The following is a 12,927-nucleotide window of genomic DNA, read 5'->3' on the forward strand; positions in this document are numbered from 1 at the left end:
CCGGGCGAGGAAAAGCCCGGCGGTTAGCGCGGCACCTCAATCTGCTGGATGATTTGCTGCACTACGTCGTCGGGGGTGTGGCCTTCCATTTCGCGCTCCGGCGTAAGCTGAATGCGGTGCCGTAGCACGTGGGGCGCCAGAAACTGCACGTCCTCGGGCGTCACGAAGTCGCGGCCGCGCAGGGCGGCCAGGGCCTTGGCACCGTTGAGCAGGGCCAGCGAAGCCCGGGGTGAGGCACCCAGGTAGAGGCTTTTGTGGGTGCGCGTCTGGCCCACCAGGCGGGCAATGTAGTCGAGCAGGTGGGGCTCCACGTGCTGGCGCTGCACCTGCTGGCGCAATTCCCGCAGCGTGTCGGCCGTCAGCACCGCCTGCACGCTGTCGAGGGCCGCGCTGCCTTGCCCGGCGTGGTGGCCCCGCAGAATGGCTACTTCCTCCTCCAGGGTGGGGTAGCCCACGTTCAGCTTGAACAGAAACCGGTCGAGCTGGGCTTCGGGCAGGCGGTAGGTGCCTTCCTGCTCAATCGGGTTTTGGGTGGCCAGCACCACGAACGGGTCGGCCATAGCGTAGCGGGTGCCGTTCTGCGTTACCTGCCGCTCTTCCATCACCTCAAACAGGGCCGACTGCGTCTTGGCCGGGGCCCGGTTGATTTCGTCAATCAGCACGATGCTGGCGAAAATGGGGCCGGGCCGAAACTCAAACTCCGCCTTATTGGGCAGAAATACCGCCGTACCCAGCACGTCGGAGGGCATCAGGTCGGGGGTGAATTGCAGGCGGCTGAACGGCACGGATAAGGTGCGGGCCAGCAGCTTGGCGGTCAGGGTTTTGGCTACGCCCGGCACGCCTTCCAGCAGCACGTGGCCATCGGCCAGGATGGCGGTCAGCAGCAGCTCGGCCAAAGCGTGCTGGCCCACGATAATCTTGCTCAGCTCTTGCCGCACGGCCTCGGCCTGTTGGCTCAGCCGGCTAAGATCGGTGCGGGGCGCGAAGGCAGAATCTGGGGCCGCCGAAGGCGCGGCAGGCTCTGCGGAGCCGGGAGCGGAAGAGGCAAATGGCGTATTTTCCATTGGAAGATGAAAGTCGGAATGACGAGCTGAGGACGGAGATGAAAAAGAAATTATTTAATTAGCCGGATCATATGTTGGCGGACTGGCGGGTTATACGGCGCAAGAGTGGTTTATTGGAATAGTTATAAAGTGGTATAATCCTATTTTGAGGCATAATGCAATATTTTACGCAATGGCTTTTCGGAAGCTGTTCAGCGCTTTGCTCAGGTTCAGTAAATCGGCGTCGGAAACCCGGTTGGCCGTGCGAACCATGTTAATGGTTCTGACCAAAAGCTCTACTTCCCGCACGGGCCGGCCGGCTTTGCTGGCCAGCTTTTCCCGGGTGGCGGGGTCGTTCAGGTCCAGGCTGGGCTCGTGCAGGTGGCCGCGCAGAAATTCCAGAAACAGCCCGATTTTCTTTTCCGCAATCAACGCATGGTCGCCGTCCTGCCGGTAGAGGCTGGCTACGGTGCGGGTAAACTGCAGCGTCGAGTTGGGCAGCGGGGCCAGCACCGGAATGACGCGCTGCCGGCGCTTGGCCTCAAACGCGGCAAAGAGCACGAGGCCCGCTAACCCCAGATACAGCGCCCGGCGCAGCGCGTCGTGGGCCATTACGACCCGCAGCAGCGACTGGCTGCCTAGCCGGCCCTGCTTCTGGTATTCGTCCCACCAGATGGGCCTGCCCGTCGGCAGATAGGAAAGGGCCGCAAAGGCGAACGGGCTGGTGGCGGGCCGCAGCACGAAGTAGTTGGTGAAAGCCAGCGGCACCGAGCACAGGTACAGGTGGCCCCGGCCGTGCGGAATGCGGACGAGCACGGCGCGGTTTTGTTCGTCGGTGGCCAGGGCCGTGGCGTGCAGGCCGCTGTCGGGCCGGATGCGGTACGCCGCGCCGGTGGCCGGAAGCCGGAAGCCGCGGCCCGCGGCCCGGGCCAGTCCGGCATTGCTGAGCAGTAAGCGCACCGAATCGGGGGCGGCTCCGGCCGCAGGTTGGGCAAACAGCGCCGGCAGGGGCGCTATCCGGCAGCCCAGCGTGTCTGCGAGGCGGGAGTCTAGTTGTTCGGCGGCAATAAAAACGTCGTTGCCGCGGGCTACGTGGCGTAGCAGGGCCCGTCCGTCGGCGGCGCTGAGGCTAAACGCCTCGTTGACGAACAGGTAAGTGCCCGTGGCGTAATCAGACCCGGCCAGACCGGCGCCGTAATCGTCCTCGTCACCGCCGTATTCATTGTCACCGGCTACTTGGCTGGAGTCGGCCGAAGCTTGGGCCAGCGTATCGGAAGCCGCGTCGGCGGCCGGCGTCCCTGCGGTTTCTTCCTGCTCCAGGTACACCGGTTCGGTGGTTGTTGCCGTCGGTTCGTCCCGGCCTTCCAGCTGGCTGTAGATGGGCACCCGGATGGCGCGCACGTCGTGGGGCGGCACGGCCAGCACGTCGGGCAGCAGCTGGTAGAGCACGTAGGTGCCGTAGGGAATCTTGTCCTTGTTTTCGAACGTAGGCCGCCAGTTCAGGGGTTTGGGCCGGTAGTATTCCACGGCCACGTAGCCGCTGAACAGCAAAATCAGACCGAGCAGGTACCAGCGGAAAGTCGTCATGGGGAGCTGGCTAAACGGCGGGGCGGGAGGTGGCAATCAGCTGCTGCAGCGCCACGCGGGCGTCGCGGGCCAGGGCGTAGTGCGCCGCCGGCAAGTCGTTCTGCTCGCCGTACCAGACGTATTCAAACTGCTGGGTAAGTTCCCGGAAGGCGGGCCGCAGCGGGCGGGCCGTCAGCTCGCGCAGGTAGTCGTGGTTGGTTTTTTCCGGCTGCCACTGAATCAGGCCCCGGTCGGTGAGCTGCTTGAGCACCGCCAGGTAGCCCAGGCGTACGGCCAGCCGGTAGTTGCCGGCGGCTTCGGCCTCGGCCAGCAGGGCGTTGAAATCCAGGGCGTGGATATTTTCGGCCGCGGCATCGTAGGGCAAGGGGCTGCGGCGCGGCGCCCGGCCGAAAGCCCGCGTCAGATCTACCTGCAGCAGCTTCAGCACCACGAAGCCCAGCGCCCCGATCAGGAAGGTATAGAAACCGTATTCCCAGGCTGCCCGGCCGCTTTTGGTCGATAGAAACGTATCCAGCCAGTTCCAGAGCCGCGCCCACAGCAACGACGAGCCGCTCCGCTCACTGCGTGCTTCCACGTACTGAAACGCCCGCTGCTCCCGGTACGCGCGCAGCCGCCCGGCCGGAGGCTGCCGCAGCGTGACGCGGGAAGTCCGGTCGGCGGGCAGCGGGGCGGCGGAGCGGGCCGGGTGGCGCGCCGGCTGGGCTACGGCTCCCGACACCGCCGCCGCCGTCTGAAACAGCAGCAGCAAAGCGCAAAGCAAGAAACGCGGCCACATAGGCAGAAGCACGGAAAGGAAAGCCAGAAACGGGTGAATAGTGGGGCTGCCGGGGTTAATACTCGCCTTCGTCGTCGGGCTGGTAGCGGCGGGGCGCGGGTTGGGGCTGCGCGCCAATGGCATCTACCAGGCTGTACAGTCCCTGCCCTTCCTTGCGCTCCACCAGGTTGAAATACTGAAAAGCCAGGGCCAGAAACAGCAGTGGGTAGAGGGCCAGCACGGCCACCGAGTTGAGGCAGGAAGCCACAATCGGCAGCACCGCGCCCAGGCTGCCGGCGTCGGGGCGGGCCGTAGCCCCGGCGAAGGGGTTGCTGATCAAGGAAGTAAGGCCGAATACGACCACCACCAGCATCATAATCAGCAGGCTCATCACCAGGATCAGCCCGAACGTGGACCACCATTTGCCCCACACCAGGGAAAAGCAGCGCCCGATGGTAGCGAAAAAGCCGGTCCGCTCCCGGATTTGCACGATAAAGAACAGGCTCAGCACTACCGCCGCGTAGCCCATAGCGCCGTACATCGCCAGGATCAGCAGCACAATCAGGCCGGGATTTTTCGTGATGAGCACCACGAGCAGCGAGCCGGCCAGGGCCAGAGCTATGACCACCGCGAACAGCAAAAAGGCCAGGCCAAAAAAGGAAAGCAGGGCGCCCACGAAGCGCTGCCGCACCACGGCCCACACTTCCGGTACCGTCACGGACTCGGCCGGGTCGGCTTTTTCCAGGCGCAGCACCACGTAGCCGTACACCGTCAGAATCAGCAGGGTAAAAGAGCACAGGCTGGCGGCAATAGTTACCCAGTATTCCGGGCCCTTAATCAGGTCGGAAGCCAGCTGCATCGACTCCAGCTGGCCGCGTCCACCCGATTTTAGCAGGTTACTCCAGACCTGCAATACGCCGCCCAGGCGCGACTGAAGCAGGCCGCTGGCAATGCCCTGAATCAGCATGATGGGCAGCACGATGTAGAGCAGGCAGCGGCCCAGGGGCCGGAAGTGGGCCCGCACGAACTCAAACGAAGCCTCGATTTTACGGCCGAAGTCCCGCTCGCGCAGAAAGTCGCTGGCGCGGGTATAGGTCAACTGATTCATAACCGGGTTAGTAGGGTGCCGCCGGGGCCACGTGCCGCCGGTACAGCTGGAAAGGGTAAAGAATAAAATACCAGCCGATAAAACCGGCCGAACTGCCGATAATCAGCAGGCTCAGGAGCAGCGGCATGTCGGTATGGCGGGTCACGAAGCCTTCCAGGAAGCCGGCCGTGATAAAAATCGGGACCAGGCCCAGCACCAGCTGCATGCCGTCGCGGGCGGCGCGCCGGAACGATTCGCGGCGGGCGTAGGTCCCCGGAAACAGGATGCCCCGGCTCATGACCAGCCCCGCGCCGCCGGCTAGCACGATGGCCGAAATCTCCAGCGTGCCGTGAATCCAGATGGTCAGCACGGAGGGCAGCAGCAGGCCTTTCTGGTAAAAGAACATCTGAAAGGCCCCGAGCATCAGGCCGTTGCGGAACAGGATGGTGCCCGTGCCCAGGCCCGGCAGCAGGCCGCTGGCAAAGGCCATCAGCGACACTTTGATGTTGTTGAGCGTGATGTAGAGAAACATCACGCTTTCGTTTTCGCCCTTGTACACGGCCATCGGGTCGCCGCGCTCAATGTTTTCCAGGGTTTGATTCACGTAGGCGTCGCCCAGCACTACCCGCACGAACGTCTCGTCGAGGGCGGCCGACAGCACTCCCAGGGCCGTGCAGAGCAGGAAAAACAGCAGGGCCAGCAGCAGGGGGCGGTGGTGGCGGGCGACCAGCAGGGGCAGCTCCCGGCGCCAAAAGCCGGCGAACCGGCCCGGCTCCACGCTTTTGTTTTTGTACAGGGCCTGGTGTAGCTTGCCCGTCAGCGTATTCAGATACGCCGTGGTAGAAGAGTCCGGGTAGAAGGTGCGGGCGTAGGCCAGGTCGTCGGTCAGCTCGACAAAGCGGGCGGCCAGCTCGTCGGGCCCATTGGCCGGCGTGCTTTCGTAGCGCTGCCACTTGGCCTGGTTCTGACGCAGAAAAACAACTTCGCGCATGCGGCGCCGACCTCAGAAAGCAGCGGCCAATAGCGGCAGCTGCCAAATATAAACAAATAGGCCACGTACCGCCGGCGTTTTTCCGGTTTCAAGCCCACCCTGCCCATGAGTACGATTCGCGTGCAAACCGCCCAGAACGTGGCGCTGGAATATGAAGTAGCCAGCGTGGGCGACCGGATCCTGGCGCAGCTGATCGACGGGCTGGTGCTGCTGGTCGTAAGCGGGGTGGCGACCTACCTCATTGAGCGCGCCACCATCGGTGCCTACAGCCTGCGCCAGAACCTGACGGTGGTCGTGGTGGGCCTGCCCGTGCTACTTTACCACCCGCTGAGCGAGATTTTCTTTAATGGCCAGAGCCTGGGCAAGCTTACCCGCCGCATCAGAGTCACGCGGCGCGACGGGTCGCGGCCCCAGCTCGGCGACTACCTGCTGCGCTGGCTGCTGGGCCTGGTTGAAATTATGGCCACGTTTGGCAGCGTGGCCACGGTCGCCGTGCTGCTCAACGGCCGCGGGCAGCGCCTCGGCGACATGGCCGCCAACACGGTAGTGGTCAGCACCCGCCCCCCGGAGGCCAGCGCCGAAGCCGTGGAAGCCACGCTGCTCGACAACTACGTGGTGGTGTTTCCGCAAATCAGCGTGCTCACCGACCCGGACATGGACCTGATCCGGCGGCTGCTCTACCAAAGCCTGAAGCGCGGCGACTATCTGCTGCTCAACGAGGTGGCCAACAAAGTGAAGCGCCTGACCGGCATCAGCACCGACTTGATCGATGAGGCGTTTCTGCGCACCGTGCTGCGCGACCATGCCCATCTGAATGCTCCGTTGCAATAGCCTCCTGCAGCGCAGCCGACAAACAAAAAAAGGCCCGCTACTTACCGTAGCGGGCCTTTTTTTTAACTATTGCGGCCAACTGCCCGTGGGCAGCCGGTGCTTAGCGCAACAACACGCCCCGGCGGGTGCCGGCCGTTTCGCCGTCGAGCAGTAGGGTGAAGAAATACAGGCCCTGGCCGGCCTTGCTGGTCCAGGCCAGCGTCTGGGGGCCAGCCTTCAGGGTGCCGGCGTTCAGGGTTTCCACCTGCCGGCCCAGGGCGTCGGTAACCACCAGCGTCACCTGCGCCGCGCGGGGCAGGGTGAAGGCCAAACGAGCCTGGTCGACTACTGGGTTAGGATACAAACTCAGGCCTGCCACCAGCTCTTCGCGGTTGCGCACCGGCGTGGCCACGCCCGTAGCGGCTGCCACGGCAATGTCGCGCACGGTAATGCCGTTGCCAATCTGCCCGACGGAGGTTGCGGCGCCCGTCGCCAGGTTCACGGTGTAGAGGCTGCTGTTAACCGACGTGCCGGGCGTGGCCGTCAGGTAAGCCGTATTCACCCCCACGCCGGTGCTGTAAATATCCAAATCAACGTTGGGCGCGGCCGAATTGACAGTGATGCCGGAGCCGCCCACAATGGTCTGCTGGCCGTCGGCGGGCGGATTGAGGGTGCTCTGGATGTTGAGCAGGTTCAGCACCTCGTCGTAGGTGTAGAGCGTGGTGCCGGTGGTGGAGTTGGCGCCGGTAAAGCTGTTGGTGTAGGCCACCGCACCAATCGTGGGCGAGTTGGGGCCCGAGCTATACGTTAGCTGGCCGTCGGTGGCGGCCAGGGTCCCGTTTACCGGGTTCAGACGGTAGTTGTTGCGGTTGGCGCCCACCACCCGAATCCGGTCGACGGTGGGGTTGAAGTCGAAGCTGATGCTGCCGGTGCCCAGGGTCAGGGGAATAAGGGCGCTGGTTGGCGTGGCTACGCCCGTGCCGGCATTAATGGTGTAGAGCTGCGCGTTTTGGGTGGTAGCGTTGTAGCCCAGCGCGTACAAGGCGTTGTTCAGGGGCCGCACGTCGAGGCCCACCAGCGTCTGGGCGGCATCGACGCCCGTAATGCCGGTGGCCGTCCGGATCAGGCCGGGCTGGGCCGTGTCGAAGGAAATCAGGTTGGTGCCGGCCAGCGCGTAAGCCAACTGCCCGGTAATGGCGGGCAGCGTGGCGGGCCGGTCGATGGCGAAGGCAAAATCGGTAACCACTGCGTTGCTTGCGGTTCTGACTTTACCAGCCGGCGTGGCTGCGCCGGTGGTCGTGTTCAGCGTGAAAAAGAAGGTTTCGTTGTTGAACAGGTCCGACTCCGTAAGGCTGACGTAGGCGGTATTGGTTCCGGTGGTCGGGTTAAAGTAAAAGTCGAGGTCGTTGGGCACGCTGGCCAGGGTGAGAGCCCCCCCGTTTATGCCCGTAATGGGCGCTACCGTATTCAGCGTGCCGTTATTGGGTGGCGACTGAGTTACCAGACGCACATTCTGCTCGTCGATGTTGTAGAGCGTGGTGCCGCTGGCCCCGATATAGCTGTTCGTGTAAGCCGATGTTCCGACGACGGGCGTCTGGCTGGCGTTGGGGTCGGTGGCAGCATACGCCAGCGGGCCATCCGTGGCGGCCAGGGCGCCGTTGTTCGGGTTCAGGCGCAGATTGGCCCCGTTGCTGGCGGTTACCCGGATCCGGTCGACGGTCGGATTGAAGTCGAACCCGATGCGGAAGCCGAGCGTGCCCAGGTTCAGCGTTTGGGCCGCTCCTATCGGGGTGGCTACGGCCGTAATGCGGTTGAGCGTGTAAAGCTGGGTCTGCTGGTTGCTGGCGTTATAACCCAGCGCGAACAGCTCCCCGGTGTTGGGGCGCACGTCCAGGCCTACCAAAGACTGTCCGCTGGTTACGCCCGTAATGACTACTTGCGTCAGCACGGGCAGCGTGGCTGCGGTGCTTAGGGATGCCGCATTGAAGGATACCAAGGAGGCACTGGTGCTGGGCGAGGGAGTATTCAGGCCATACACCGAAGCCAGGCCATACACCGTCTGGGCCTGGGCGGCGGTAGCCGATAACGCCAGAGCGGATAGGCCCAGAAGTGTGCGACGCAATAAGGAACGCCCGGAAGTAGAGGTTGCAGTCATGATAGAAGAGAAAATAAAAGAGTAGCCAGTCATACCCATGACCGATACCAGCTCTACGGCGTTGTATCGAACTATGGATTTACTTTAATTTATTTTTAATCTATTGAGGATTAATGAATTGCTCCTCTGTTGAACTGCTGCCAAGCAATAACGCCATGCTGCTCAGTGGCCTACCATAAAAAAGGCGGCCCGTCAGGGTCGCCTTTTTCGGTAGAATAGGTTGGCTAAAGCCGCCTACCAGGCCACGGGCTTGCCCTGCCAGGTCACGAAGCTGCCGTTTTCCTCGGCGTGCAGCTGGTCGGTGAGGCGGATGATGCCCCGGGCCGAGTCGGCGGCGGGCAGGGCCGCGCCGGTGCCGCCCATGTCGGTGCGCATCCAGCCCGGGTCGACCATGATGGAGATGATGCCGAAGTGGCCGGCCTCGGCCGCCAGGGTGCGCATGTACATGTTCATGGCGGCCTTGCTGGCGCTGTAGTGGTAGTGGCTGCCCGAGGCCTTCAGCTCCAGGGAGCCCAGGCCCGAGGACAGGCTCACCACCCGGCTTTTGTGGCCGGCCTTGAGCAGGGGCAGAAACTGCTGGGTCACGAGCAGCGGCCCCACGGCGTTGGTCCCGATTACCTGCATGGCATCCTCGTAGCGCAGCTGGCCCAGCTTCTGCGTTTCCGAGCTGTCGTCGTCGATGCCCGAGCCGGGGTGGCCGGGCAGGATGCCGGCGTTGTTGATCAGAATGTCGAGGTGGTCGGTGGCGGCGGCCACCTGCGCGTAGGCCGCGCGCAGCGAGTCGGCGCTGGTCACGTCCAGGGGCAGCACCGTCAGCCGGCCTTCGTGCTGCTGGCCCAGGGCCCGCAGGTCGGTGGCGCTGTCGGGCTGGCGGGTGGCGGCAAAGACCTGGTCGCCGCGCTCCAGGTACTGGTGGGTAAGCTCAAGGCCCAGGCCGCGGTTGGCACCGGTAATCAGAACAGATTTCATAGGAGGGAAGGGCTTAAGTACAGGGGAAGTCCGAGAGGAAAAAGCAGGGTTGCCCCCGGAAGTTTACCCAAATAAAAGTCGGTTTTAGAAGGCTTTACCGATCAAAGCCCAAAAAAACCGTCGGGAACGTTCCCAGACGGCTCGTTTCGGGCTGTACCCGGGATGAAACTCCCGACACTGCGCCGCGGGCAGCCTACAGCGCCAGGGGCTTGCCCTGGTAAAAAGCCAGGATCTGCTGCTTGAACCACCAGTCGTACTTGGCCTGCACCAGCTCCGACTGCGCCCCGACCAGGCGGCTGCGCGTCACGCCGAACGCTACGGCGTCGGTACCGCCCAGCTCGAACACTTTTTCCGCGTAGCGGTATTCGGCTTCCGCGGCCTGGTATTGCAGCTGCAGGGCCTGGTACCGGCGGGCGGCGGCCCGGCACTCCAGCAAGGCCGCGCCCACCCTGCCCTGCACCGCGCGGGCCACCTGCTGGTAGCTGAGTTGGGCGGCCAGCTCCTCCAGCCGGGCCACGTGGTCGGCGGTGCGGAGCTGCAGCTGGTTGAACAACGGGATGAGCAGCGACACGCCCAGCTGCCGGTTCAGGTTGTCGCGGGCCTGGAGGCCGAACCGCTGGTCTTCGTAGTTGGACGTGCGCGTGGCGACTTGCCCCGTCAGCGCCAGGGCTGGTCGGTAGCTGGCCCTGACCAGCTGCCGGGCGTAGCCGGCGGCCTCAATCCGGGTCTGGGCCGCGCGCAGCTCCGGCAGCCAGGCGGCCGCGGCGGTTAGCGCTTCGGCCAGGGAAACTGCCTCCGCCGCCGTGGGACCGGCGGCCAGAGGCACGGGCTGCACGGCCAGCTCCGGCTGCGCTGGTAGTCCCAAAAGCTGCTGCAAGTCAAACCGGGCCCGCTCGGCGCTGTTTTCGGCGCCTACGGTGAGCAGCCCCTCGGCGGCTACCTGCGACTGCACGGCGAGCAGATCCCGCTTGCTGAGCGTACCCCGGGCTATCTGGGCCTTCACTTTCTGCTCTTGCCGGGCCAGCGCCGCCGCCCGCTGCCGGGAGTTCAGCAAGTGTTCCTGGGCCAGCAGCACCTGCAAAAATGCGGCGGCTACTTCCAGCTGCACCTGGTTGGCCCTGGCCTGGTAGTCGTAGTCGGCCGCGGCCAGCTGCTGCCGCCGCAGCTTGAGCTGATTGGTGGTGGCAAAGCCGTCGAACAGGTTCAGGCTCAGATTCAACGCGGCCTGGTTGCCGAAGTTGAAGCGGTTGGACAGCTCGTTGGTGGAAGGGTCGACCAGAAAGCCCCAGTTGCTGGCCGAGCGCACCCGGGCCTCTATCGTGGGCAGGAATAAGCGTCGGGCCCCGGTCAGTTGGGCCGCGCTTTTGCGCTGGGCCACCTGGGCCAGCTGCAATTCCAGGCTGTGCTGCTGGGCCTGGGCTAGGCACTGGGGTAGCGTCCAGCGCTGCTGGGCCTGGGTGCTGGCACCCAAGCTTAGCACCAGCACCATCGGCCCGGCCCAGCAGGTGCTTTTCCACCAGCAGCAGAAGCTATTCTTCATCGGCTTGCAGGCTTACTTCCCGGATACTCTCAATTTCCCGCAGGGCATCGACGAAAGCGTCGTCGGCCTGCTCGTCTTTCAGGCCCACCACGTAGCGCAGCTGCAGCAGGTCCGGGGTGTCCTTCGCGTTACCGGCTTTTTTCGACGCCTTGGTGCCCACCAGCCGGTAGCGCTGGCAAAACGAGTCCAGGACCTGGTGGTAGGCCTGGCGCGCCGCCGCGCCGCCGGGCAGGCTCAACGTCAGCAGGTACACGCGGGATTTCACGTTGGTCAGGACCTGGGCCATGAGGCTGGTTACCAGGCCAATCAGCAGGCAGCCCACCACGGCCACCAGGTGCAGCCCCTTGCCGCAGGCCAGGCCAATGGCCAGGGCAAAAAACAGGTACATGAACCCCTGCGCATCCTTGGGCGAGGTCCGAAACCGGATAATGGACAGGATGCCCACCATGCTGAACGCCTGCGCCAGGTTGTCGCCTACCACCAGCATCACGAACGCCGTAATGACGGTCAGCATCACGATGGATTTGATCAAATTCAGCGAGTAGCTGCCGCTGCGAAAGGCCAGCATGTAAAACCCCGCGATGATGAGGCCGCACAGTGTGGCCCAGAACGTGTTGCCCAGCACCTCGCGCAGGGTAATGGGGAAGTTAAAGACGTCTGGCAGAGCGGAGTGCATTTGGGGGAGGGCTGGCAGGGTAGAACGGGCGCGCGGCAGCGGGGGCTCCGGCCTAGTACAGGAACAGGGAGCGGGCAAAGCGGGCCACGTAGCCCTGCACCGACAGCGGCTGGCAGAAGACGCGGGTGCGCACCACCATGCCCGGCACCAGAGGCAGGCTTTTCTCCGGCAGCAGGGCCGTCACGAAGAAAGCCTGGCGGCCATCGACCATCTGCACCGTATTGTCCAGCCCGATTATCGTTCCCTGCGTGGTGTGGGTGGTGCCGGTAATGTCGGCCTCGATGCCCTGGCCCACCCGCACGTATTCTTTCTCGGTGTAGGCCACGGGCAACAAGGCCACGTACGCCGAGTTATCGGCCACGGCCACCAGTACTTCTTCGGTCGGGTTAGCGGAGGCGTATTGCAGCAGCAGGGTGCCCGCAACCGGTGCCACCAACGTGCGGTCCTGCAGACTGTGGTTTATTTGCTGGATCTGCTGCCGCAGCGCGCGGATGCGGGCGCGAATCACTTGCCGCTGCTCGGGCCGCCCCCCCGTACTGGCCGACCGCAGGTTGGCCCCCGTCAGCTGCACGGTAAGCTCGCGCACCCGCAGCTGGTTGAGGGCCGCTTCGTATTCCTGCCGCGAAGCCAGCGAGTCGTGGTACAGGGCCTGGGTGCGCTGGGTGAGCAGGCGCTGGGCGGCCAGCTCCTGCCGGGCCAGCGCCACCTGGCTGGCCGTGCTCTCCACGTCGGCGGGCTTTTGGCCGGTTTCCACGAGGCGCAGCTCGGCCTGCTGCTCGGCCAGCTGCCCCTGCAGCTGCACCAGCTGTTCGTGGTCCTGGTTGGAAAACAGGCTGCCCACCGTGTCGCCCTTGGCCAGCGTGGCCTGGCGGTAGAGCCGGGGGTGCAGGTGAAAGTTGGCCTGGGTTCCGCGCTGAAAAACGGAAGCCGACAGCGCCGTCAGCTTGCCCGTGCGGTTGTCTTTGAGCGCCGACACCAAGTTGCCGTTGGCCGCCCGGCTCAGCGTCCACTCGCTGACGGGCATAATCAGGCCGCTGGTTTCCACGGTGTAGGGCAGCGTGGGGTGGTCGAGGCGCAGCAGGGTCGTCGCCAGCACCACGGGGCCCGCGACCAGGAGTAGATTTTTCTTCACTAGCAGCAAAGCGGTTAGCATTGGGCATAAGAATGAGTAGTGCGGAGGGTTGAGTTGGAAAGCCTGGCCGGGTGGCACCACCAAGCAGCGCCCGGAGAACCAAGGCTCCAGCACCGAGGCTCAGTGAGTCTCGCTAAGCTGGGTGGCAACGGTTTGGTTGGCGTGAACATGGCAGTAGGGCGT

Annotated in this window: 11 protein-coding genes; 1 reads left to right on the top strand and 10 read right to left on the bottom strand. The window is 64.3% G+C overall.

All coding sequences use genetic code 11. From position 1 onward, the window contains the following. Positions 1-23: 23 nt before the first annotated feature. The 5 genes from E5K00_RS19090 to E5K00_RS19110 form a co-directional block, all read right to left on the bottom strand. On the bottom strand, positions 24-1,064 hold the full coding sequence (locus E5K00_RS19090) for an AAA family ATPase (RefSeq protein ID WP_135464865.1): 1,041 nt from the start codon (positions 1,062-1,064) through the stop codon (positions 24-26). 165 nt (positions 1,065-1,229) lie between these two features. Continuing rightward, positions 1,230-2,630: a DUF4350 domain-containing protein gene (locus tag E5K00_RS19095; RefSeq protein WP_135464866.1), complete on the bottom strand. Its 1,401-nt coding sequence runs from the start codon at positions 2,628-2,630 to the stop codon at positions 1,230-1,232. Between the two features lie 10 nt (positions 2,631-2,640). After that, positions 2,641-3,378 carry a DUF4129 domain-containing protein gene (locus tag E5K00_RS19100; protein WP_245328349.1) on the bottom strand — a complete coding sequence of 246 codons (738 nt, stop codon included), beginning with the start codon at positions 3,376-3,378 and terminating at the stop codon, positions 2,641-2,643. A gap of 82 nt (positions 3,379-3,460) precedes the next feature. Then, positions 3,461-4,492: a hypothetical protein gene (locus E5K00_RS19105; protein WP_135464868.1), complete on the bottom strand. Its 1,032-nt coding sequence runs from the start codon at positions 4,490-4,492 to the stop codon at positions 3,461-3,463. 7 nt (positions 4,493-4,499) lie between these two features. Beyond that, entirely contained in the window at positions 4,500-5,462 is a 963-nt protein-coding gene (locus tag E5K00_RS19110) for a stage II sporulation protein M (protein ID WP_135464869.1), read from the bottom strand. A gap of 105 nt (positions 5,463-5,567) precedes the next feature. On the opposite strand from E5K00_RS19110, the gene E5K00_RS19115 reads away from it, so the two are divergent. Beyond that, positions 5,568-6,293 carry an RDD family protein gene (locus E5K00_RS19115; protein WP_135464870.1) on the top strand — a complete coding sequence of 242 codons (726 nt, stop codon included), beginning with the start codon at positions 5,568-5,570 and terminating at the stop codon, positions 6,291-6,293. 100 nt (positions 6,294-6,393) lie between these two features. Here the strand turns inward: E5K00_RS19115 and E5K00_RS19120 are convergent, their stop codons facing one another. The 5 genes from E5K00_RS19120 to E5K00_RS19140 all read right to left on the bottom strand — a co-directional run bounded on the left by E5K00_RS19120 (position 6,394) and on the right by E5K00_RS19140 (position 12,765). Further along, on the bottom strand, positions 6,394-8,427 hold the full coding sequence (locus E5K00_RS19120) for a DUF4394 domain-containing protein (RefSeq protein ID WP_167856950.1): 2,034 nt from the start codon (positions 8,425-8,427) through the stop codon (positions 6,394-6,396). Between the two features lie 234 nt (positions 8,428-8,661). Further along, positions 8,662-9,396 carry an SDR family oxidoreductase gene (locus tag E5K00_RS19125; RefSeq protein ID WP_135464872.1) on the bottom strand — a complete coding sequence of 245 codons (735 nt, stop codon included), beginning with the start codon at positions 9,394-9,396 and terminating at the stop codon, positions 8,662-8,664. 193 nt (positions 9,397-9,589) lie between these two features. Then, entirely contained in the window at positions 9,590-10,936 is a 1,347-nt protein-coding gene (locus E5K00_RS19130; RefSeq protein WP_135464873.1) for a TolC family protein, read from the bottom strand. Next, positions 10,926-11,612, bottom strand: coding sequence for a DUF4956 domain-containing protein (locus tag E5K00_RS19135; protein ID WP_135464874.1), 687 nt, complete (start codon positions 11,610-11,612; stop codon positions 10,926-10,928). The genes E5K00_RS19130 and E5K00_RS19135 overlap by 11 nt, the downstream gene beginning before the upstream one ends. A gap of 52 nt (positions 11,613-11,664) precedes the next feature. Beyond that, on the bottom strand, positions 11,665-12,765 hold the full coding sequence (locus E5K00_RS19140; protein WP_135464875.1) for an HlyD family secretion protein: 1,101 nt from the start codon (positions 12,763-12,765) through the stop codon (positions 11,665-11,667). Between the last annotated feature and the right edge of the window lie 162 nt (positions 12,766-12,927).

It is taken from the genome of Hymenobacter aquaticus (assembly GCF_004765605.1).
Lineage (GTDB): Bacteria > Bacteroidota > Bacteroidia > Cytophagales > Hymenobacteraceae > Hymenobacter > Hymenobacter aquaticus.